Here is a 23,126-nt window from a genome sequence, read left to right as displayed (position 1 = left end):
AACACAGCAAGGAAGCGTCATTATGAGCAATAACAATATAGATATCCCAACTGATGAAGACGTTAAAAGCTTGGCTGAGCAAGGTCTTACGCTACCATTGACGTATCATACGATTAAGCATTACTTACCGCATCGTTATCCTTTTATGCTGGTAGATCGTATTGTAGCTTGTACGCCAGGCGAGTGTATTACTGGTATCAAAAACGTGACTATTAATGAAGAGTTTTTTAACGGTCACTTTCCTGATGAGCCGATTATGCCAGGGGTATTGATGGTGGAGTCGATGGCGCAGGTGTCAGGAGTGCTTGGTTTTATTAGTGCAGGATTGACGGCAGAAGACGGTTACCTCTATCTGTTTGCAGGTGTGGATAAAGTCCGTTTTAAACGTCGTGTGATTCCTGGTGATCAGCTTATCATTCGTGCAAAAACCGTGATGCAAAGACATGGTATCTATAAGTTTGATTGTACTGTCCATGTCGAAGATGAATTGGCGGCTAGTGCGCAAATCATGATTGCACGCCAAGAGCAGCAAAAACCTGCTAACACGAAGGGTGCTTAAGTTTTTAATAAGCCATACTTTACGAAGAGCGATATTGAAATCGCTCGTTATAACTGCAATAAACAGCTATATGTAAACTCAACAACGCAACTGGTATTAGCTTCGTTAGTAACACTGAAATAGCGATACTTTTTTATTATTTACTCGCATCAAATGATACAAGGGCCCATCTTATGAGTCAGATTCATCCTACAGCACTCATCTCACCGTCCGCGCAGATTGACGAGACTGCTATCATCGGGCCCTATTGTATCGTTGGTGATGAAGTATCCATTGGTGCGCATACGGTTTTGCATAGACATGTCGTTGTGACTAAGCTGACTCGTATTGGCCAACACAATGAGTTTTATCAGTTTGCAAGTATCGGTGAAGATCCTCAAGATTTGAAATATGCAGGTGAGCGTACTTGGCTTGAAATCGGGGATCACAATACGATTCGTGAAGCCTGTAGCTTACACCGTGGTACAGCGCAAGACGGCGAGCTGACTAAAATAGGCAGTCATAATCTATTGATGGTAAACACCCATGTCGCACACGATTGTGTCATCGGCGATCATAACGTACTGGCCAACAATGTTGGTGTAGCAGGGCATGTGACTATCGGCGACCATACCATCATCGGTGGCAACTCAGGTATACATCAGTTTTGCACAGTAGATGACTATAGCTTGATTGGCGGAGCCAGCCTCATTCTAAAAGATGTGGCTGCGTTTACGATGGTATCTGGCAATCCAGCAAAGGCTCATGGACTCAATATCGAAGGTATGCGCCGCAAAGGTTGGTCAAAAGAAACCATTAATGTCTTACGTCAAGCGTATCGTACGATTTTCAGATCAGGTTTGACTACTGCACAAGCGTTGGAAGTCCTACATGGTGAGCTATTGGCTAAAGAGCCAAAAATTCAGCTACTTATTGATTCCTTACAAAATAGCAGCCGCGGTGTTGTGCGCTAAAGAAAGCATAACTCGATTAAAGCATAAATCGATTAATGATGAGTTTGATACTTTTAATCAGATAAATTCTTATGGAATGAAGGCGAATTAGATGAAAGCCATAACTATTTGTTATGGCTTTTTATATTTATGAGCACTTGACTTTTTTGGTCGCTTAGCAGAAACTGAGCGTTTACGATATTGTAATCAATTCTTTCTTAATGTTGCTGGGCGCTTCACATCGAAGCGTTTACTAAATAGCTCAATGGTAAGGCTGACTATTTATGTTGATCAAGGAAGATTATCAGTAACATTAATTGAAGCACGAGGACGGAAAAAATGGCTATCAATAAACAAGAACATGCCCAATGGAGCTCAAGCTTTGGCTTCGTATTGGCAGCAGTAGGCTCAGCAGTTGGTTTAGGAAACATATGGAAATTTCCATACATGGTTGGCGAAAGCGGTGGTTCAGCTTTCGTTATTGCTTATTTGTTCTGTATCGCGCTGGTCGGTTTTCCGATATTAGTTGCTGAATGGTTAATTGGTCGACGTGGTCAAAAAAACCCAGTCAATACTTTTTCAGACGTAGCAGCGACTGAAGGTAAGTCACGTAGTTGGGGTATTATTGGTGCTACTGGTATCTTAGGTGGCTTCTTAATTCTATCGTTCTATAGTGTGATCGGTGGTTGGGCACTTAACTATATCACTAAAGTTGCAACAGGTAGCTTTGCTGGTCAAGACAGTGATTCTGTTGCTGCAACCTTTGATGCTATGCTTGCATCAGCTGGTACATTGACGATCTGGCATACGGTATTTATGATTTTAACCGCTGTCATCGTTGGTATTGGTGTGACAAGTGGTATCGAAAAAACAGCTAAGATTTTAATGCCATTATTGGGTGTGATTCTGTTCGTTATCGTTGGGTACAACGTGATGAACGGTGGATTCGGTGAAGCAGTTGCTTACCTATTTACGCCAGATCTTAGCAAACTAACGGCTGATGTTATGCTTGCAGCATTAGGCCATGCATTCTTCACCCTATCAATTGGTATGGGTATCATGGTCGCTTATGGCTCTTACTTGGGCCGTGAAGTAAACTTGCTAAAAACAGCACGTACCGTTGTTATTTTGGATACGGTTATTGCGTTGGCTGCTGGTCTTGCCATCTTCCCAATCATCTTTAGCAATGGTCTAGATCCTGCATCAGGTCCTGGTCTTATCTTTGTAAGCTTGCCAATTGCTTTCGGTAGCATGGGTGCGGGTACTATCATTGGTGCATTGTTCTTCTTGCTTATTACCTTTGCCGCTATTACTTCATCTATCTCGTTACTTGAGCCAACCGTTGAGCTGTTAGAAGAGCGTACGTCGATGAGTCGTACTGTATCGACTATCGTGGCAAGTACAGTAATCTGGTTGTTAGGTATTGCAGCATTGCTATCGTTCAATCTATGGTCTGACTTTACTATCATGGGTAATGGTATCTTTGATGCATTAGATAAGCTTACTAGTAAGTTCCTATTGCCTCTAACAGGTCTGGCTGCAATTGTATTTGTTGGTTGGAAAATGGATCAACGTAACATTCAGCAAGAGCTTGGTTTATCTAATGGTACATGGCAGCTGTGGCAAATCGTTGCGAAATTCATCGCACCAATCGCTGTTATTGTAGTATTTGTGACGTCATTGATGGGATAGTAGTCGAAATGGACACTATTCGAATCATTAAGTGATAATCATTGAGTGATAAAAGCAGCACAGAAAAAAGGGCTTAAGATTATTCTTAAGCCCTTTTTTATTTCAACAGATATCGTTATACGGTCGTGAATATTAAACAGGATTAACGCAAGTTTAACTCAGGAACCGTTTGACCGCGTTTGGCATAAAACTCACTGACAAACTCATCAAATTTATCTTGCTCGATAGCATCTCTGATACCTTGCATCAAACGTTGGTAATAGCGTAAATTATGAATGGTCGCTAACTGAGCACCTAGCATCTCTTTACACTTGTTAAGATGGTACAGATAAGCACGGCTAAAGTTCTGGCAAGTATAGCAGTCGCATTCAGGATCTAGTGGGCCTTCATCATTGCGATATTGGCTATTACGAATACGTACCACACCAGCATTGTCTGCATCGCCCGTCACAAAATAATGGCCGTTACGCGCGTTACGAGTTGGCATCACGCAGTCGAACATATCTACGCCGCGGCGTACACCTTCAACTAAATCCTCAGGCTTACCAACACCCATAAGATAGCGCGGCTTATCTGCTGGCATATCATCAGGCAGGTAGTCTAGGACATCTATCATCTCTTCTTTAGGCTCGCCAACCGAAAGGCCGCCAATAGCATAACCATCGAAGCCAATCTCTAACAGGCCTTCGAGTGATTGCTGACGCAAATCAGGGTACATACTGCCTTGTACAATACCGAATAATGCGTTGGTACTGCCCAGTCTGTTGTGCTCATCGATACAACGCTGTCCCCAACGTAATGATAGCTCTAACGACTTTTTCGCTTCATCATGAGTGGCTGGATACGGCGTACACTCATCGAACTGCATGACGATGTCTGAGTTCAAGCTGTACTGAATCTGCATTGATTTTTCTGGTGAGAGAAATACCTTTGCGCCATCGATAGGAGATTTAAAATTGACGCCTTCTTCGGTGATTTTACGCATTGCGCCGAGGCTGAATACTTGGAAACCGCCCGAATCGGTCAAGATAGGCTTGTCCCAATGCATAAACTTATGCAAGCCACCAAATTTATCAATGACTTCGGTACCCGGACGTAACCATAGATGGAAGGTATTGCCTAGAATAATATCAGCACCGATGGCTTCGATATCACGTGGCAGCATGCCTTTGACCGTACCATAAGTACCAACAGGCATAAAAGCAGGCGTTTGCACGTCGCCATGATTGAGATGAACCGTACCACGGCGTGCACGCGTTGCACCGCTGGCCGTTTTATGTAAGACAAATTGCATATGTTAACCGCTATTTAAGCTATGAAAATGGCGCTAATTATAGCATTGTTAGCGGTTTTTTTGGACATATAGTCAGAGAATCACTGAACTGCTACGGCGTTACTCTCCCTAAATGTACTACTTGTACAATTTTCAGTCGGCGGCCTTGTACTCATTTTTAGCATTCTTTAACTATAGCTATTAGGTGTCATCGATATACGCGCAATATACACTTTGGTCAATACCACTTTACCATAACCAAAAAATACAGATAGCACGCCAAAAGACACAGACAGTGCTAGAGGTCTATTGATACAGTAGAAGTTATACAGGTGAGGTAATAATTATTGCCACACCATGCTTTTAGATGATGGAGACATAATATGAAAAAGACAGCTTACTTATTATTGAGTGGTTCATTATTGATATCAGGAGGGGCTATGGCTACCGAAGAGCCGAAATACACAGTATTGACCCAAGTAGATGACTTTGAGCTGCGTCGTTATGATGAGCAGCTAGTGGCGCAAACGTGGGTGAGTGGTGACCAAGACTCAGCAAGTCGTGAAGGGTTTAAGATTTTAGCGGACTATATTTTTGGTAATAACACAGCCTCAAGTGGAGACAGTAGTAAAATTAGTATGACGGCACCTGTCACGATGCAAGCTGATAACAAAAAAAGTGATAATGAGTCACAAAAAATTGCCATGACAGCACCAGTCAGTATGCAACAAGACGATGGTAAGTGGCGCGTGCAATTTACGATGCCTAGTAAATATACGATGCAAACACTGCCAAAGCCAAACAATCCAAACGTTGAGATTATAGAAGTGCCTGCACAAACTTACGGTGTGATTAAGTTCTCTTGGCTCGCAGGAGAAGATAAAGTAGCGGAAAAAACTGAAGCGCTGCAAACATGGATGCAAGACCAGAATTTGACGCCTACAGGAGAGCCTGAATTGGCCCGTTATAACCCGCCTTGGACGCTACCATTTTTACGTCGTAATGAGGTGATGATTGCTTATCGATCTAAATAGTAATCAGCACATAAAAAAAGACAGCAATCGCTGTCTTTTTTGTGCTTCATCTAAAGTATCTGAGTTAGACGTTTTGCTCACGGATGATATTAAGCATACGACGTAATGGTTCTGCTGCGCCCCATAACAACTGATCACCAACGGTAAAAGCACCTAGATACTCAGGGCCCATATTAAGCTTACGTAAGCGACCTAGGGCAACAGTTAAGGTGCCAGTTACGGCCACTGGAGTTAGGCGATTCATGGTAGCTTCTTTGTCATCTTCGACCAAGTCCAACCACTCGTTGCCACTGTTTTTGAGTGCAGCTTCGATTTCTTCTAGCGGAATGTCTTTTTTCAGCTTGATCGTTAGGCCTTGCGCATGACAACGCATAGCGCCGACACGTACACACATCCCATCAATAGGAATCGTACTGGCTTCATCGTTACCCAAGATCTTATTGGTCTCGACGCCGCCTTTCCATTCCTCTTTTGACTGTTTGTTTTCTAGCTGTGCATCGATATAAGGAATCAAGCTACCTGCCAGTGGTACACCGAAGTATTGTGTAGGGAAGTCTGCTGAGCGCTGAGTCTGAGCGATTTTTTTATCAATCTCAAGAATAGCACTAGCAGGGTCAGCCAATTCGTCTTGGACGGCATCACGTAACACACCCATGCCATTGATGAGCTCGCGCATGTTGTTTGCGCCAGAGCCACTAGCAGCCTGATATGTCATCGCGCTGACCCATTCGACCCAGCCTCTATTAAACAGCTCACCGATAGCCATCAACATCAATGATACGGTACAGTTACCGCCGATAAAGTCTTTTTTGCCATTGGCTAGGGCACTATCAATGACAGTACGGTTGACTGGATCAAGAATGATGATGCTGTCATCTTTCATTCGCAGCGTACTTGCCGCATCAACCCAATAGCCGTTCCAACCACTATCACGCAATGGCTGATGAACTTTTGAGGTATAGTCACCACCTTGGCAAGTAATAACGACATCACAAGCAGCAAGTGCTTCAATATCATGAGCGTCTTTTAGTTGGCCGGTTTCAATACCATCGAATTTTGGTGCATCACCACCAGCATTACTAGTAGAAAAAAACACGGGTGTAATACCGTTGAAGTCATTTTCTTCCTGCATACGTTGTATCAATACTGACCCTACCATACCGCGCCAGCCTACCAAACCTACTGTTAAATCACTCATGAAGTTCAATCCTATTTACAATTATTTGTTGCATCGTCAACCGATAACAATGCCGTGAATGGCGCGAAAAAGCAAGGCGTTTTGGCTATTATTTGGTCGTTTTCCATACACTATTAACTATGTCGGCTATAACTTTAAGTTATTACTATTGAAGAGATACTTGGCTATCTGACGACCTCAAAAATATGGTGTTTAATAAAGCACTCATTACATTGCGTAATCTAATATTGTAACGTTTTATGATAGTTGTCACATAATTGAGACTCACCAGTAGGCGAGAATCTTCTGAAATGCTAAAGTAAGTCTCAAACACAGTTACTCGACGTTAGTTATTTAATGTCAGGTGAGTTACAACCACGATATTTCTTATCAAACAAAAGCTTAACCAATATACATCATCGGCTCTATTAATATTTCAATCAACGGTTAGTACCTACTTATGGATCTCTCACTATTATATTACGCCTTACAAGGTCTAGCAGGATTCATCGCCTTTGTCACAATCTGGGGCTGGCTGCCGCTGGATAACTGGTGGGTGCGTGGTGTTGAGTTTCCACGCATCCAAATAATGGTGCTTGGTATTATCGCTTGGGTTGGCATGATAGTGTTTTTCTCAGAGTGGGAATTAGGGCAGTGGATATTATTTGTTGTACTGAGCGGTACGTTAGCATTTCAGCTGAGAATGGTACTGCCGTATACTAAGCTATGGAAAAAAGAAGTTCAAAAGGCAAAAGATAAGCCAGAAAGGCAAGCGCATCAAATAAAAATCATGGTATCAAACGTATTGACGCCCAATGACGAAACAAAAAAACTGGTCGATTTGGTTAAGCAAAAGCAGCCGGATATCTTAATTACATTAGAGAGTGACAAGAAATGGGAGCAAGCCTTACAGCAAGTCGAGTCTGACTATCCCTACACCGTGAAAGTGCCACTAGATAATCTATATGGTATGCACTTGTATTCTAAGCTTGAGCTGATTGATCCTGAAGTTAAGTATTTAATGATAGATGATATACCCTCTATTCATACTCAATTGCGCTTGCAAGGAGGCCGCGTCGTTTGGTTATATTGCTTGCATCCCATGCCGCCTAGCCCAACTGAAGCTGATAAGTCCACCACACGTGATGCTGAGCTGCTCATGGTTGGTAAACATATAAAAGAAAACGACCAAACGGCGATACTGGCAGGTGATCTCAATGATGTTGCATGGTCAAAAACCACTCGACGTTTCCAACGTATCTCTGGCCTGCTAGATCCTCGCATTGGTCGACATTTTATTAATACCTTTCATGTTAAATATCCATTTCTACGTTGGGCTTTAGATCATATCTTTCATAGTGCCTGCTTTACGGTAGTTGATATTCAGCGTATGCCATCCGTAGGATCTGATCATTTCCCTGTGATGACTACCTTGCAATATGAGCCAGAAGAGGCAAGCAAGCAAGAAGGCAATGCGCCTACTGCACAAGCAGAAGATATCCAAGAGACTGATAACAAAATCGAAGAAGGCAAGAAAGAAGGCGAAAAAGTGTCAGAAGAGCATAGACAAGAGCAGCGCAGTTTTGGTTGATAAAAGAGGCCGTTTATTAGCTGTAATGCATAGAAATGATGTAAGCATATGCTTACGCAAAATAGAGTCTTTAGCTTCTATCGGCACCAAATCCATTGGCCTATAATACATCCATCAACACAAGGATACGCATGGATGTAGTGTTGAGACAGTATCAATAAAAGCACAGGTCAGCCCGCTGTCTTATATAATACTGTTAAATGACTTAGGATGAGTCAGCACGGAAGAGAGATAATAACAATAACATGAAGTATTGAAACCCTGAACCAATCGCCCTAGGTTCGGGGTTTTTCTTTGTGTGGATTTTGGTTTATCAAGATTTAAACTATTTAACTTTGAGATTTTTTAAAGCCTCCAGTTAAATATCTAACTGCGCAAAATAAAGAAGGGTATATGCAATGGCATATACCCTTCTTTATCTAAATCGATTCAATATTCTAGCTAACTTAATACTATTAGCTTATTGCAACATATTAGCCAAGTATCTGAATATAAGCGCCAGCACGTAGCTCTTGTAACCAGTCTTCTTGAGCTTGCGGTGCTAAGCGTTGATACAGTGCTTGACGTGCCATATTGCGACGATATTGCTCGCTAATATCTTGATCGCGCTTACCGTCGACTTTTAGGATATGCCAACCAAATTGCGTCTTAAATGGCGCAGAATAGTCACCAACAGCCGTATTTTTCATTGTGGCTTCAAATGGACCAACCATATCTTCTTCGCTAACCCAATCAAGGTCACCGCCACGTCCAGCAGAACCTGGATCGTCTGAATACGTTGAGGCTAAACTAGCAAAGTCAGCGCCGCCACGAAGCTGCTCGTATAGATCATTAATTTTTTGTTCAGCAAGCGCGTCAGTTTGTAGATCATCGACTTTGACTAGGATATGGCGAGTATGCCACTGTGGTATCAGCATCGTATTGCTGGCTTTTTTATCAGCAAGCTTGATGATATCAATCCCTTCAGGAGTTAATAATGGCTCGCTTACAGTACCAACGTCTAACTTGGTAATTTTGCTAGACAGCTCTGTCGGTAACGAGGCTGCCTTGTGAAAGCCCATATCTCCACCTTGCAATGGAATCGGATAGCTACCTTGGCTAGCAGCAACGGCTTCAGCGACGTTGACATTTGGCTCAAGCAAACGCGTACGTAATGCTTGCGCGACTTTTAATGCTTCTTCACGTTGAGCGGCTGATAGGCGACTATAGTCATCTATATAAGGCACACGTACGTGAATGGTTTGATATTCGCTTTGGTTCAGACGTTTGGCTTCAGGTGAGGCCAAAAATGCATCAATGTCTTGCTCACTGATACGTACTCGGCGAGTAATTTGACGCTGCTGTAGCGCTTGGATAGAAGCCTCTTCGATCAGTTTGGCGCGTAGATTGGCATAACTACCAGGTTGTGCCGCATCTAGACGTTGCTGCAATGCTGCAATGCTATTAAGGCCTTCAGCTTGAGCGATTTGACCAAGACGTTGATTGATTTCTGCTTCATCGGCAGACAGTCCCGCACGTTTGACCATAGACAGTTGTAGTTCACGCAAAATAAGTGCGTTTAACACTTCAGATTGTAGTTGTGCTGAATTTGCGATAGGCTCTCCAGCAGCTTTTGCACGTGCTTGAGTTTGCTCGATGGCATCAACCAGCTCGCTTTTTAAGATAGCGTTTTCATTAACTAGGGCAATAATACCGTCTGTGCTATTGGCTGGCGTTAAGCGATCAACTGAGTTTTGCGCAGCAGAAGTAGAAGCTTGAGCTGCTGCAGGTTTTACAGTAGCAGCGTTGGCACTTAACGTAAGCGTAAGGCCTGCCATAGATAGCAATACTGCTCTGCTAGTCTGACGTAAAGAAAAAAATCTCATGATGCTCCTCATCAATGTCATTGCATCGGATAGTAGTTGGTCAACTCTATCCGATACCCTTAATAATAAAATATTCGACAGCGTTTCCCATAATAGGGGTTCAAATAGTGTCTTATAAATATTTACATAAATAACTCTAATCTAGCAAAAAACTGGTTAGTCTTTCCATGCCGTCTGTACAGGTTCAAAGCCCAAAATCTTATCAGCAAGCAATCGTGTCAAGCGGCTACTACCGCTGCCAAGACCGTTTAATCTAACTTCTGCCATAATAGCTTGTGTTGGCTCGTCTTTTACGTTTAAGTCATTGTAATAGCGACGACCATAAACAGCAAAGCCGAAACAGCAATCTTCGTAATCAACACCGATGAGTGAATCAAGCATCTTGTTACGATTATAATCGTACTGACCTTGAGCCAATATACGCCAGCTGTTATTGATAGGGAAAACAGCGGAAGCGGTAAACGCAGATAATGGCAACTGATCGGTATTGTCATCACGCTGACGCTTAACATAACCCACATTAAATAAGCTATTGTCTGACGGCTGATAGCGAAGTTCAGTCGTAATGTAGTTCAAATCATAATTACTGGTTAAGGCACCGCTGACATCAACCCAAAAGTTATTATAAGGCTGAGTGCTGGTATCCCATACCATACCTGAAGAAGACGAGGTGAAAACTGGCTGATCATCATCAAGTGTTACACGTCCATCATCTAGATAGAACTGTTCTGCAATGCTACCATCAAAACGTGTCACACCCGTTGCATCGATGTAACGATAATTGACACCAGGCGTAATAGAATGCAAATCCTGCAAACGATCATGACCTAAAAACCAACTGTCCGAAAACAGCTGCTCATAGTTAATAGAGGCAATACGCGTATTAAAGTTAGGAATGTCGTTTTGGTTCTTATACGGTGAATACGTGTATTTTACGCGTGGGCTAAGTAAACGATAGCCACCCATCGTATCGTCAAACGCACCAAATGGTGAGCCTGCTTGATAGAAGTGTAGACCTGCATCGATACTGGCTTGTGGAACAAAAACCGACTGACTGCCATCTTCTTCACTAAGCTGATTATCTTCTAAGCTATCTTCATCATATGACGTATATAGATGCTGCAAGCTCAGCTTAGGTTTGATATAACCCCAAGAGGTTTCCATCGGATAGGCGGCGCTCAGTTTATTATAAATACGTGCGCCACTTTTTTCGTTTTCAGAGCCATCATCGATAGATTTTTTGAAGTATGCAGAATCATGAATACCAGTGATATCGAAGCGCTCAGCCCAAGGCAGGCGATAATTTAATTTGAGCTGTGGCAAGCGTGAGTACGGCTTGTCTTTGTCCTCTAACGCTTTACCACTATTAGTGAATGCATCTAGAGTCTGGAAGGTTTCGACTTTTAGTTCACCATCGACATAATCATTGTAGTAATTGACGCGGGCACGACGTGGCAAGTTTATGGTGCTGTCTGACAAGCCCAACGTATCAAAATCATTAAGGTAATCGGCATCTGATACATAGTTGTATTCGGCATCAGCACTTAATCGTGGAATGCTTTTCGACGACCAAGTGTGGTCATAAAACAAGCTGGTACGATCTTCGTCATCATACTCTTTATCGTTAGGTAAGTATGAACCGTTTAAAATACCTTCCCCATAATTCTCAGTCAAATAACGGAACTCACCTGATAGCATAGGGTTACGGTCAGTATAAATATGCGTGTTAAGAGTGGCATCGTAGTTAGGTGCCGAGTTGAAATAATAAGGAATATCAACTTCAAGACCACTTTCACTGCTGACGCTAGCACTTGGTAATAAAAATCCACTACTACGGCGACTGTCTATCGGGAAGTTAAAGTAGGGGAGATAAAATACGGGTATGTCAGCCACACGAAAAGTGGTGTTATACGCTTCGCCGCGCCCTGTATCAGTATTTAGATCGATACTTTTGGCTTCAAACTGCCATTTGCGGTTGGTAGGTGGACAGGTACTAAACATCACCTGATCCAGCTCGTATTCACTTTCGTTAGGTTTGTTTAAGCGTTTGGCATAGCCGTGCGCTTGTAGACCGACACTGGCAAACGCCACATCATTGGCCGTTGATTGACCAGTCTCAGTATTGTAATTCAAGCTATCTGCAACGCCAATTAGACCACCTTGTGCCGCTCTATCATTAAAGCTGGCTTGGCCGTTATTTGTAGCGGCATTGTTTGTAGAGACGTTGCTTGTACGCTGTCCAGTCGCATTATCTGTAAACATGACTTTGCCTTGAGCAGCCGCAACGCCATTGCTCAAGTCAATCATGACTTTTTCTGCTTCGATATGCTGAGTACCTTGGTCAATTTTTACATTGCCTGAGAGCTCAGCGTAATTCACGTTATTGTAATAACCGTAATCAGACTCGGTAAATAAAGGGGCTTGATTGTTCGGAACGCTAGCCACATTTGGTGCTGGTTGTCCGTTTGCCGTACCAGCTTCATTCACAGCGCGTTGATAGTTGGGGTTACTCTGCGGATATACCCATTGACCTTCACAGCGCTGGGCACTGTCCACGGCATTTGGCAACAGACGTAAATCTCTACCGACCTTTGGAATCGTCTGTGCAGCAGGCATTGCATTATTATGAGTATTGTTCGCCTCAGTGCTGACAGCCTCATTGTTTAATGTTGAAGCATCGGTATCTGGTTTTAGCTCATAAAACTCTGCTAAGCGCATTAGGCTGGCTTGAATACTCTCGTCATTAAGATCTAACTTGCCATTGTCCGTTGTTATTGCTTTAGGGACAAAGGCACTGCTATCTGGTGTATCACTGCTTAGTTGGTTACTGGTTTCTGTATTTAGATTAGCAGCATTAGAAACTTCATTGTTAAAAGATTCAGAGTCAGCAGCTTCATTAATCTCTGTGATATTTAGGTTATTGTTTTCAGAGAACCTGCTATCTAACGCAGTATCATTCGATAAAGTAGCGTCATTCGTATTAGCAGAATTAGCATCGTCTGGATAGCTATCATTTAGAATATCTGCTTCTTGATAGCCATCATTGCTTTGAGTACGACTAATACTATTGGCGTTAGTCGCCACACTATTAGACGCATAGCTGCCTGTACTGTCCGTAGTTAGTGGTTCAGTTTTTTGCGTATTGGCATCACCAATGGCAGCACTGACAGTTAGGCTAGATAAACCTAAGGCACCAAATAAGATCAAGCGGATGCTTTGGTAAAGCGGAGAATATAACAAGGGCACACCTATGATTGCAGAGCTTATTGGATTGCATGACTGAGTTTAGTAGCGGTATCACCGAACGATATAAAGCAGTGAACGAGCAACTAAAATATGACTAATGTATTCTCAAAAATTCGGATGTTTTACATATAATGACGACTAATCATAGTCAAAAAAAACCAAATCAGCTACACTATTTACCAAAATTTATAATATAGCCATGCTGATTTTTAAGTAGCGATAGCGATTCTATCCGACATCAAGTATTGAATGATATAGCAATACGTCTGTGGCAGCTTATATAGCACCGCCGCATATCGCTATTTTAGCAAGTATTTGTCCGACTTATCACTACTTTAATTATTTATGACTTATATTTAACCAGCGATGCCCAATATGACTGACAAAACGACTTTAGAGACTGATATGATCGATGAAAATAACAACCGCCAACAGCAATTAGAACAATGGTTACAGCAAGTATTTTTAGATCAAACATTTAGTCTAGACAGCTTACCTGGTGACGCTAGTGCCCGCCGATATCATCGTATCGAACTATCAGAGACAGACAATCGCGCCAACAAGCATTACATCGTCATGGACTCCGCTGACGAGCAAGATGCGATGCTGCAGTTTATCAATGTTGCGAAACTGATGGCACCTGCTGTCAACGTGCCGACTCTGACTGCACAAAACGTAGAAAAAGGATTTTTGGTATTACAAGATTTTGGCACAGTAGAATTTGCCCATTTGCTTGTCGATGCCACCGCAGACCAAATCAATGACTACTATCAACTAGCAATGCAGACACTAGTCGCGCTACAAACGGTACCAGTAGAAACGGCAAAGTCGCAACACCAGCTGCCAGATTATGACACAGCACTATTAGACCGTGAGATGGATTTATTTAGCGAATGGTTTATGCCTTATATTGGTGTCGCGCTAGATGAGCAGGTTTGGGGAAACCTAAAAACAGCGTTAATGAATGAGATTTTGCGACAGCCTCAAGTGGTGGTTCATCGTGATTATCACAGCCGCAACCTCATGCAAGATCAAGCAGATCAATCAAAGTTGGGTGTGATTGATTTTCAAGATGCCGTCATTGGTTCGTATGCTTATGACTTAGTGTCGTTAGTTCGCGATGCTTATGTTGAATGGCCAGAGAGCCAAATATCTGCATGGATTAATGACTTTTGGCAGCTACAAAAACAAAAATCACTAATCACTGCTGACAGCGCGGTGCAGTTTGAAAACGATGTGAATGTCATAGGCGTACAACGTCACTTAAAGGTATTAGGGATTTTCATTCGTTTGTCTGAACGCGATGGCAAAGACCGCTATTTGGCGGATATTCCTAAAGTCATGCGTGATTTGATTATTGAATTAAAATGGCTTGCCGAACATGGCAACGATGAACTAAAGCAATCAATTATGCCGTTTAATCAATGGCTGCAAGAGGCAGTGCTACCTGCTTATAAAGAGAAGTTTGCTTCAGCGTAGATGACGCTCAGCTAAATTAATTTAAATAATAAAGATAGGAGCGCAGATGTCTACCTCTACGATTACACAAGCCATGATTTTGGCAGCGGGCAAGGGCACACGCCTACGTCCATTAACGCTTGAGACGCCCAAGCCTTTGGTTGAAGTCGCAGGTCAGCCACTTATTGTATGGCATATTAAAGCACTACAAGCAGCAGGCATTACCGATATCACGGTCAATGCATCATGGTTAGCAGATAAGCTAATGGACAGCTTAGGTGACGGTTCACAGTATGGCGTAAAGCTGCATTGGTCAGTAGAAGATGATGAGCCACTTGAAACTGCAGGCGGCATTTTTCAGGCATTACAGTCAGGTAAACTAAAGGATGAGCCTTTTATTCTGGTCAATTCTGACGTCTGGACTACTTATGATTTCTCTCGATTAACAGACTATACATTAGGAGCGGATCAGCGCGCGCATTTGTTACTGATTGACAATCCAGAGCATAATAATGGCGGCGATTTCGCGATTAATAATGGCCTTGCTAGTGAACAGCCGGTCGGCGATGCAGATAAGTATACCTTTGCGGGTATTAGCGTAATGTCACCCAAATTGGTAGAAGGGTTGGTATCAGGACAGCCTGCTGCATTGGCACCACTACTAAAGCAAGCAATGATAAAGTTTCAGATTACCGCTGAAGTGACAACAGATAATTGGATAGACGTTGGGACACCAGAGCGTCTAACACAGGTCAATCAGTTTATCGAACAGAATGATATCGAGCATGCAGGTAAACCAAACTGATAAATTTAAGATAAATAAAAAGCAGCGTCGATTACTCAACGCTGCTTTTTTTATGCATATAGAAATATTTTTTATGACATGTCTAAAAGGTATATTGGCAAGACAAAAATGCAAACTTAGCATCTAGCAAGCTACTCATTAGCTAACTAACTGGCACTCAATCGTATGATTAGACAATTACGCTAAACACCCATGGCCAGTTTAATTAGCTGAGCAATGGTAAACACCACTAAAAACCCTGCTAAATACAGGCCTACGAACCATGCCCATTGCGATTGTTTTTTACTGAACTTTTTCATAGAGATCTCCTGATTAGCGTTTGAAGTATGACTACCATCTGTAAACGATGATAGCCATCCTTTTTAGCTGATCCGTTGCCCGCCGCGATTAGCGACTAGTACATCGGATTGTGATCAGATTTACCTTTGAAGGTATAGTAAGCAAATGCTGTATAGCTCAAGATAATCGGTAACATGATACAGGCGCCAATCAGCATAAATGATAACGAAGTATCGGCAGCAGCAGCCTCATAAATCGTCATTTGATACGGTACGATATAAGGGAATAGGGCAAAACAAACCCCAATATAACCCATTAAAAATAGAGCCACCGTTAGTAAAAATGGACGATACTCACGCTCAGTTTTTAAGTCTTTACGCATAATAAAGAATAAGAGCATGACAATGATAGGCATAGGAGCGAGGTATAATAAACCTGGGAAACTAAACCAGCCTTCTAATGCGTCGATGTCTGAGAAATACATAAACGCTGTGACCACAACCATCGCTACTAGTAATGCAGTAAGCATCCATTTAGAAACTTGGCGCGCCCATACTTGTAATGTGTGCTCTGTTTTTATGATAAGCCACGTTGAACCAAGTAAGGCATAGCCGATAATCATGGCAAATCCGCACACAATCGAGAAGGGTGTGAGCCAATCAAATGGGCCACCAGTATATAGACGGTTACTGGCTTCTAACCCTTGCACTAACGCCCCAAGCATAACGCCTTGAGAGAAGGTAGCAACGACTGAGCCGACAAAGAAAAAGGTATCCCATACATGTCGGCGTGAAGAGGATTTAAAGCGAAACTCAAACGCCACGCCGCGCATGATAAGACCGAACAACATGGCAGTCACTGGCAAATATAGACCTGTCATGATGATGCCATAAGCGACAGGGAATGCTGCGAATAAACCACCACCACCTAGCACTAGCCATGTCTCGTTACCGTCCCAAAATGGCGCGATAGAGTTCATCATGCGGCTACGGTTTTTATCTGAGCCTGCAAATGGGAACAAGATACCGCAGCCCAAATCAAAGCCATCAAGCAGTACATAGACAAAGACAGACAAAGCAATCAAACCGCCCCAAATGAGAGGTAAATCTAATACATCACCGAAGTTAAACATTAGCGTAATCCTCCATCATCGACATCGTTTGCAGGCTCATCTAAGCCTTCTTCAGTACCTTTGGCAGGATTACTATCACCACTTAACGCGCGACCTTGGCTCTCAGTTACTGAATGCTCGTAGAAATTATCTTCTGCAGGATCTGTATAAGGTTTCGGCCCTTGAGCAATCAAGCGTAAGATATAAAAACTGCCTGCACCAAAGACAAATATGTACAGAACGATAAAGCCAATCAATGTAGTCGCTACTTGCTGTGCTGCAAGCGGAGACATACTTTCAGCAGTACGAATCACGCCATAAACTGTCCAAGGCTGACGTCCTGTCTCGGTTACGAACCAACCTGATAATAAAGCGATAAAACCAAGCGGAGTCATCATCATCCAAGCACGGTGGAACCATACACTGTCAGTATTGAACTGCTGTTTTTTGAAGTATTTATATAGACTGAATAGACCGATCAGTACCATAAGCATGCCAATACCAACCATGATACGAAATGCCCAAAACACAATAATGACGGGTGGTTGATCTTCAGGTGCCCAGTTTTTTAGCCCTTTGACTTCACCATCTAACGAGTGGGTAAGAATCAGACCTGTTACATAAGGAATTTTTACTTCGTACTTATTGGTCTGATTTTCTTGGTCAGGAATCGCAAAGAGACGTAGTGCGGCACCGCGTTCATCCTCCCAGAGCCCTTCCATTGCAGCAACTTTAGCAGGTTGATGCTCAAGGGTATTTAGACCATGCTCATCACCAATCAATACCTGCGCCGGCGCAACAAAGATGGCCATAATCATCGCCATACCTAGCATTACACGACCATGCGCGCGGTGCTCGACGTGCTTTTTAGATTGAATATAATATGCGCCGATACCACCGATGACAAAGGCAGTGGTCAAAAAGGCTGCGGTCATCATATGAGCATAACGGTAAGGGAATGAGGGGTTGAAGATAATTTCAAGCCAGTCGGTAGGATAGAGCAGGCCATCTGCACCCATCATAAAACCTTGAGGAGTCTGCATAAAGCTGTTGGCGGCCAATATCCAAAAACCTGAAATCAAGGTACCGATAGCAACGATGGCGGTTGAAGCAAAATGCATGCGTTTGCTCACTCGGCCCCAGCCAAATAGCATAATGCCTAAGAAGGACGCTTCTAAAAAGAACGCCGTCAGTACCTCGTAGGCGAGTAATGGGCCTAAAACGTTACCGGCTTTATCAGAGAATACAGCCCAGTTAGTACCGAACTGGTAAGACATTACCACGCCTGATACCACGCCTAAACCAAAGACGACAGCAAATATTTTGACCCAATGCTTGTAGACTTCAGCATAGATAGGTTCACCAGTTCTTAACCAGCGGAATTCAAGCACCGCAAGCCAGCTGGCAAGACCGATAGAAAAAGCGGGAAAGACGATATGAAACGAGATAACAAAAGCGAATTGGATACGCGCAAGCATCAGCGCATCGAGCTGGTCAATCATAAATGTAGCGAACATAAACGGTTACTCTCATCTGTTAGCTGAATAGCGCTGACTTCCATACAACGCTCAAGTAACTGTCCGTAACTATCCATTGATCAAAGTGGCAAGCATTACGGGCAATAGCTCAGTGACGTGGACTTAGCTCCATTAGACATAAATTGTGGCTAAGTTTGCGACTCACTGTTTAGCTGAATTGAATAATTTATGTCCTTATAAATTTACATATTACTGTCATGTGCTATAGATATATTATGCGCTCACCTAGATATACACGCAAGCAACCCAGTCTGTCTGTTACAGACCTAAGAGTCATCAAAATAACATAATTCAAACATTGAAAAATATAATTAATATTATTAAAAACAAAGTAGTATGCGTGAACATACTGCTTATTTGAAAGCTATAACTGATATTTAAAGGTTACGATTTGCACATCAAAAACCTTGTGAAATAACAAAAATCTACATCATTATTGTAGCTGCTTATGCAAAATTCTTCGCAACGTCAAAATGGTCTGCGGATTGGTCTGGATACTATGGCCGCCATTGATAATTGTTTCAGACGCAGCACCATCGAGATGGGCGCTATTATAAGGAACGATACCATCTGACAAACGCTCGGTCAGTGCTTGACTGATATCATTATTGACCGTTACAGCAGCAACAAGCGGCTCAGGTGGTAGCTGTGATGTCTCATTATTGTCGCTGACATCAACGCTCGCCGTTTCATTTCCAGCATTTTCTTCTACCGCTTGTGATAAATCAATCTTGGCACCATTTGGTTGCGTTTGCGCCAATCCTTTAGTGATATCGGCATCGTTATTGGCAATGATTGAATGGTAAGTGATACGCTCATTCATAGTGATGTCTTTGGTTAATTCTATAAAAGAAGACTTATCACTTAACTGGCTGGCACCATTCTGCAAATACAATGCGCCTAGTGGGTTTTGCGCCAAATCGCCTTGTGTGGCAATAGTCGCTAAGTTATCCGTGAATGTCTTGACCAGACCTACGGGTAAGTAAACGATGCGGCGTAGCGCACGGGTGAACCAACGATCTGCATAATCTGTACCACGGAAAGGTGCAGATAGAAAAACAGCAGTGTCTACTTGCGGCAACGCCTGTAGCTCAAAACGCTCCTTTAACTCATCTTCACCGAAAGAAGTCTTGAGCGCGTTACGGATTTGCTGTTTCTCATTGCTAGAGAGGATATCTTTATCATTGAGCTTATCTAAATCATCGACTAAATTTTCATCAGACAGCATCATGCGAGCAATAATGGCACCCATACTATGACTGATAATCACACTGTTTTGACTGGCACGATTTTTTCCGTCAGGATCAGTCTGCTGGTAGGTGCTGTTGATTAACTGCTGAATCTGATAACGATTTTCTAAAATAGGCAGATTGGTTGGATAGAATATTTGCCAAACTTGGTAATTGTCACGCAGCTTGTCATCATTAAGAATATCGTTGGTCAGATTTACCCATGTGGCCGGACTAGAGGCTAGCCCGTGCAACATAATCAACACACGTTTATCAGGATCATAAGGCTCAAGCATGAATAGTTTAGGCAGCTGAGCATCTGGTTGGCGGGTAATCAAGTTTAAATAACCCACACCATCTAACTGGTTCTCTGATAGCCATAAGCCATATCCCGCCGAAAAGTTGGCTGCCAGTGGGTAGTCATCATTGAGAATATTAACGGATTCGGTTTGGTACGGGTTATATAAATGAATATCAAGCTTACGACTGCTCAGCGCGTCTAATACACTATCGCCGTCTGGCTTAATCAGACCAGTCAATAGCAGATGTCCAGTCGGATAAATACGTGAGCTTGGCTCACTGTCGTCCGTGTTTGTATCTTCATTTGTCAGTCGACCAGATAAGGAGGCGACTAGCAATTGACGGATTGTGGTGGTATAGCGATCATCCAATGACGCCACCAAACTGATGCCCAAACCAGGGCGTTTGCTCACAGAATTGAGACCAGATAGTCGCAGCTCATAAGTGGATGATAAGTCTGCTAAAGCAGACGTTTGTTTATGAGCGTTTTGCAGATAGTTGTTTTCGTTTGGCAAATAAATATCAAGATTGTAGTCATCTACGGTAACTTTCATGACTTTAACTTGGTCTGTTGCTTTGCCCTTTAGTGGTGGTCGATTGGCAATTGCTGCTTCATCCGTGTTGTCACGCTTGGTAGAGGTTATTGGCAAATACTCTACTGTCGTATCACCCATCAATTTATTGGCGTTTTCAGTCGACTGATAAATTTGAGTAATAACATCATTGCTAGCAGCGTTATAAATGTCTTGGGTTTGGATATCATTGTCATTCGGAATACGGTTTTGCGCACGATGCCTATTGCTATTTTGCTCTGCACCTTCAAAGTCATGGGTTAAACTGTCATAAAACAGATAGGTGTAGCTGTATTTGACGGCATCAAACAACCTTGCTTGATAATCGGTTAAACACAGGTCAGTCTCTTTTTGCTGTGTTTTTGCATCATCCTCACTTAAGGGCGCGTTGGCGTAATACGGATCAAGTGGCGGGCGTGCAAGCGCATTACGACAGTTTTTTGAGTCAGATAGTTGACGCGCTTTTGCATAGTGCAGTTCTGCAAAAATAGCTAAGGCAGGGCGATAGTGTCTGTTAAGCATACTGTCAGAGAGCTGAGTCAAGCATAAGTCAAATTGCTGCATACAGGCTTGCTCATTCAGGCCTGCTGATAACAAAGCAGATGCTGTATCGCTACTTAGCGCATTGTCAGTGACGATATTGCCGCGCTGCGCTGAGATGGTCTTGGCCGAGGCTTGTTTATCGACCGTTACCGTACTACATGCTGGTAGCAATACTGCTGCCGCCAAAAGCATAAGTGACGTAATGGGCAGGGTTTTTTTATTAGTATGCATTACTGTCTGTTTGCTAGAGCCAGCGAAAGTCATAAGTCAGTCCAATAAACGGTAGTTATGAGAGTATGAGTAATGAAAGTAGCAATTGATAATGAGTAATGAGTGTAGCGCAACTTTTGGCGTTAGACTATTCATTTGCAGTTCTACAAAAGCATGTTTTAAAACGAAAGGGTTTCTGCTGGTCGAAAAAAAGCGCTTTTGTCTTATAGAGATAAAACAAAAGCGCTTGGTATGTGAAGCTTAGATTATTTATTAGAGATTTGACCTAGTGAAAGTCTTATGAAACAAATATCTTATGAATCAACCCCTCAATAGCTAATCTCAACAAATACAGAATTTCTAGACACCTGGTTTTACACTGATGTCAGGGGCAGGGATATCCCAAATGTAGAACTTACCTTCTTCAACGAGTTTGATTTGTTGAGGAATAACAGTATTGTTAGGGTATTGCCCTTCAAGACGACGTAAGCGTTCTAACGCATTAGCACGGCGGTCACTAAGTAGATCTGACTGTGCCAGACTTTGTTCTGCTTCGGTATATCCTAAAGCGACAGCGCGGTCTAGATACTTTTGACCTTCTTTGAAACCGCCACCTTCTGATAGCATCATACCGTATAGGAAGTTAGCCTCACCACTATCAGGTTGCAGCTTGATAGCGCGATCGACATACTGACCACCACGTACCGTGTAGTCTGAACCCAAGTCTAGGTTACGACCCATACCGTTTAGCTTAGCGGCACGAAGCAACACATCGTAAGAAGCATTTGGCGACTTGGCATACGGTTCGATCCAATCCGCTAATACTTTGATTTTTTCACGAGTGTAATGGCGCTGTGAACGGTTAGGGAAGTTTGGTGGATAGTGACGCGCGTTAGGGGATACGTCAGCGATGAAATCGTCTAATAAGCTAACATCAAGCTTATCAGTACCTAGCCCTTTTTGTTGTGGAATCAGTACAGTTTTGACGAAGCTCATGTCTGAGAGCTGTACTTGCGGTGTAGGAATATTCGGAAGTTGTCCGCTACGCAGGTCGATACCGGTAGCTGTCATTGGACCAGGCTCATAAACACGAGTAGTGCCGTTCATCACAGGTGCAGCAGCAGGCGACATCATTTGTGGTGTTTGAGGCTGAGCAGTACTGACAGATGCATTATTTTGCTGAGTACCGCTTAGTTGCATGTTAGTCGTTTGCGCACTAGTCGGCTGGCTGTTGCTCGCAGGTGTTGCTGGTAAGCTTGTTTGTGCGGCATTGGTTTGAGCAGGACTAATGGCTGCATTAGGACGAGCAAGACGAATCACACGTTTGCTTGAATCCATCGCACTAGGTACAGCTGTGGCAGTGGCATCAGTTTCTGCAGCGTTCACAGGTGCGGATAACAGCATGGCACAGGTTGCAGCCATGACGGTCAACGTTGCAAACTTCGGTGACTTAATAGAGTGGCTACTAGAGAGAATCGCTTTCATAAAAATCGTTACCTTGTTTAATTTATTTGGTTGTTATTCATTGATTGGACGGTAATATAAATAGCGCATTGCTGCAAAATCGTACAAATTTTTAATACCGTAGCAAATTAAGCTTCACGCTATCTGTGGTAGGATTGTTAATCGCTAGAATTAAGCAAACCTACGTAAATCTGTATAGCCATTGATGCGTAAGATAATCGACAACAGCAGCTAACAATAGTACCTGT

Annotated in this window: 16 protein-coding genes; 7 read left to right on the top strand and 9 right to left on the bottom strand. The window is 42.9% G+C overall.

The genetic code is table 11. The features are described from left to right. Nucleotides 1-22: 22 nt before the first annotated feature. The 3 genes from fabZ (at nt 23) to JMX96_RS02240 (ending at nt 3,183) form a co-directional block, all read left to right on the top strand. On the top strand, nt 23-559 hold the full coding sequence (fabZ, locus tag JMX96_RS02250; RefSeq protein ID WP_057759133.1) for a 3-hydroxyacyl-ACP dehydratase FabZ: 537 nt from the start codon (nt 23-25) through the stop codon (nt 557-559). 173 nt (nt 560-732) lie between these two features. Then, entirely contained in the window at nt 733-1,512 is a 780-nt protein-coding gene (gene lpxA / locus JMX96_RS02245; RefSeq protein ID WP_201567029.1) for an acyl-ACP--UDP-N-acetylglucosamine O-acyltransferase, read from the top strand. A 318-nt stretch (nt 1,513-1,830) separates the two neighbouring features. Further along, entirely contained in the window at nt 1,831-3,183 is a 1,353-nt protein-coding gene (locus JMX96_RS02240; protein ID WP_201567027.1) for a sodium-dependent transporter, read from the top strand. Between the two features lie 142 nt (nt 3,184-3,325). On the opposite strand, the gene tgt is transcribed toward JMX96_RS02240, so the two are convergent. After that, the gene (gene tgt, locus JMX96_RS02235; RefSeq protein ID WP_057759140.1) at nt 3,326-4,477 is read right to left on the bottom strand and encodes a tRNA guanosine(34) transglycosylase Tgt; all 1,152 of its coding nucleotides are present in this window, start codon (nt 4,475-4,477) and stop codon (nt 3,326-3,328) included. A 362-nt stretch (nt 4,478-4,839) separates the two neighbouring features. Here tgt and JMX96_RS02230 point away from each other — a divergent pair, with 362 nt between their 5' ends. Further along, on the top strand, nt 4,840-5,490 hold the full coding sequence (locus JMX96_RS02230; RefSeq protein WP_201567026.1) for an SOUL family heme-binding protein: 651 nt from the start codon (nt 4,840-4,842) through the stop codon (nt 5,488-5,490). Nucleotides 5,491-5,554: 64 nt separating this feature from the next. On the opposite strand, the gene asd is transcribed toward JMX96_RS02230, so the two are convergent. Next, the gene (gene asd, locus JMX96_RS02225; RefSeq protein ID WP_201567025.1) at nt 5,555-6,688 is read right to left on the bottom strand and encodes an aspartate-semialdehyde dehydrogenase; all 1,134 of its coding nucleotides are present in this window, start codon (nt 6,686-6,688) and stop codon (nt 5,555-5,557) included. A 439-nt stretch (nt 6,689-7,127) separates the two neighbouring features. Between asd and JMX96_RS02220 the strand changes: the two genes are divergently transcribed. Continuing rightward, on the top strand, nt 7,128-8,258 hold the full coding sequence (locus JMX96_RS02220) for an endonuclease/exonuclease/phosphatase family protein (protein ID WP_201567024.1): 1,131 nt from the start codon (nt 7,128-7,130) through the stop codon (nt 8,256-8,258). A 473-nt stretch (nt 8,259-8,731) separates the two neighbouring features. Here JMX96_RS02220 and JMX96_RS02215 read toward each other — a convergent pair whose 3' ends face one another. Together JMX96_RS02215 and JMX96_RS02210 are read right to left on the bottom strand one after the other, a co-directional pair. Beyond that, nucleotides 8,732-10,123: a peptidylprolyl isomerase gene (locus tag JMX96_RS02215; protein ID WP_201567023.1), complete on the bottom strand. Its 1,392-nt coding sequence runs from the start codon at nt 10,121-10,123 to the stop codon at nt 8,732-8,734. A 156-nt stretch (nt 10,124-10,279) separates the two neighbouring features. After that, nucleotides 10,280-13,363 carry an LPS assembly protein LptD gene (locus JMX96_RS02210; protein WP_201567022.1) on the bottom strand — a complete coding sequence of 1,028 codons (3,084 nt, stop codon included), beginning with the start codon at nt 13,361-13,363 and terminating at the stop codon, nt 10,280-10,282. Between the two features lie 381 nt (nt 13,364-13,744). Between JMX96_RS02210 and JMX96_RS02205 the strand changes: the two genes are divergently transcribed. Then, on the top strand, nt 13,745-14,848 hold the full coding sequence (locus JMX96_RS02205) for an aminoglycoside phosphotransferase family protein (protein WP_227676858.1): 1,104 nt from the start codon (nt 13,745-13,747) through the stop codon (nt 14,846-14,848). 46 nt (nt 14,849-14,894) lie between these two features. Continuing rightward, nucleotides 14,895-15,632, top strand: coding sequence for an N-acetylmuramate alpha-1-phosphate uridylyltransferase MurU (gene murU, locus JMX96_RS02200; protein ID WP_201567020.1), 738 nt, complete (start codon nt 14,895-14,897; stop codon nt 15,630-15,632). Nucleotides 15,633-15,814: 182 nt separating this feature from the next. Here the strand turns inward: murU and JMX96_RS02195 are convergent, their stop codons facing one another. The 5 genes from JMX96_RS02195 to JMX96_RS02175 form a co-directional block, all read right to left on the bottom strand. Then, nucleotides 15,815-15,931 carry a DUF2474 domain-containing protein gene (locus JMX96_RS02195; protein ID WP_101206161.1) on the bottom strand — a complete coding sequence of 39 codons (117 nt, stop codon included), beginning with the start codon at nt 15,929-15,931 and terminating at the stop codon, nt 15,815-15,817. 95 nt (nt 15,932-16,026) lie between these two features. Continuing rightward, nucleotides 16,027-17,043 (bottom strand): cytochrome d ubiquinol oxidase subunit II, encoded by a 1,017-nt coding sequence (gene cydB / locus JMX96_RS02190; RefSeq protein WP_201567018.1) that lies wholly within the window; start codon nt 17,041-17,043, stop codon nt 16,027-16,029. Next, the gene (locus JMX96_RS02185) at nt 17,043-18,539 is read right to left on the bottom strand and encodes a cytochrome ubiquinol oxidase subunit I (RefSeq protein WP_227676857.1); all 1,497 of its coding nucleotides are present in this window, start codon (nt 18,537-18,539) and stop codon (nt 17,043-17,045) included. Before JMX96_RS02185 ends, cydB begins: the two co-directional genes overlap by 1 nt. 454 nt (nt 18,540-18,993) lie before the next feature. Next, entirely contained in the window at nt 18,994-21,468 is a 2,475-nt protein-coding gene (locus JMX96_RS02180) for an esterase/lipase family protein (RefSeq protein ID WP_201567016.1), read from the bottom strand. Between the two features lie 306 nt (nt 21,469-21,774). Next, entirely contained in the window at nt 21,775-22,899 is a 1,125-nt protein-coding gene (locus tag JMX96_RS02175; protein ID WP_201567014.1) for a tetratricopeptide repeat protein, read from the bottom strand. Nucleotides 22,900-23,126: the final 227 nt, after the last annotated feature.

This window comes from Psychrobacter sp. JCM 18900, from assembly GCF_904846625.1.
Classification (GTDB): Bacteria; Pseudomonadota; Gammaproteobacteria; order Pseudomonadales; family Moraxellaceae; genus Psychrobacter.
The sequence above is the reverse complement of the archived record's forward strand: the minus strand, read 5'-3'. Positions and strand labels throughout refer to the sequence as shown.

Coding starts and splice junctions, on each gene's coding strand:
- fabZ (WP_057759133.1), top strand. CDS start 23: ATGAGCAATAACAATATAGATATCCCAACTGATGAAGACGTTAAAAGC.
- lpxA (WP_201567029.1), top strand. CDS start 733: ATGAGTCAGATTCATCCTACAGCACTCATCTCACCGTCCGCGCAGATT.
- JMX96_RS02240 (WP_201567027.1), top strand. CDS start 1,831: ATGGCTATCAATAAACAAGAACATGCCCAATGGAGCTCAAGCTTTGGC.
- tgt (WP_057759140.1), bottom strand. CDS start 4,477: ATGCAATTTGTCTTACATAAAACGGCCAGCGGTGCAACGCGTGCACGC.
- JMX96_RS02230 (WP_201567026.1), top strand. CDS start 4,840: ATGAAAAAGACAGCTTACTTATTATTGAGTGGTTCATTATTGATATCA.
- asd (WP_201567025.1), bottom strand. CDS start 6,688: ATGAGTGATTTAACAGTAGGTTTGGTAGGCTGGCGCGGTATGGTAGGG.
- JMX96_RS02220 (WP_201567024.1), top strand. CDS start 7,128: ATGGATCTCTCACTATTATATTACGCCTTACAAGGTCTAGCAGGATTC.
- JMX96_RS02215 (WP_201567023.1), bottom strand. CDS start 10,123: ATGAGATTTTTTTCTTTACGTCAGACTAGCAGAGCAGTATTGCTATCT.
- JMX96_RS02205 (WP_227676858.1), top strand. CDS start 13,745: ATGACTGACAAAACGACTTTAGAGACTGATATGATCGATGAAAATAAC.
- murU (WP_201567020.1), top strand. CDS start 14,895: ATGTCTACCTCTACGATTACACAAGCCATGATTTTGGCAGCGGGCAAG.
- JMX96_RS02195 (WP_101206161.1), bottom strand. CDS start 15,931: ATGAAAAAGTTCAGTAAAAAACAATCGCAATGGGCATGGTTCGTAGGC.
- cydB (WP_201567018.1), bottom strand. CDS start 17,043: ATGTTTAACTTCGGTGATGTATTAGATTTACCTCTCATTTGGGGCGGT.
- JMX96_RS02185 (WP_227676857.1), bottom strand. CDS start 18,539: ATGTTCGCTACATTTATGATTGACCAGCTCGATGCGCTGATGCTTGCG.
- JMX96_RS02180 (WP_201567016.1), bottom strand. CDS start 21,468: ATGACTTTCGCTGGCTCTAGCAAACAGACAGTAATGCATACTAATAAA.
- JMX96_RS02175 (WP_201567014.1), bottom strand. CDS start 22,899: ATGAAAGCGATTCTCTCTAGTAGCCACTCTATTAAGTCACCGAAGTTT.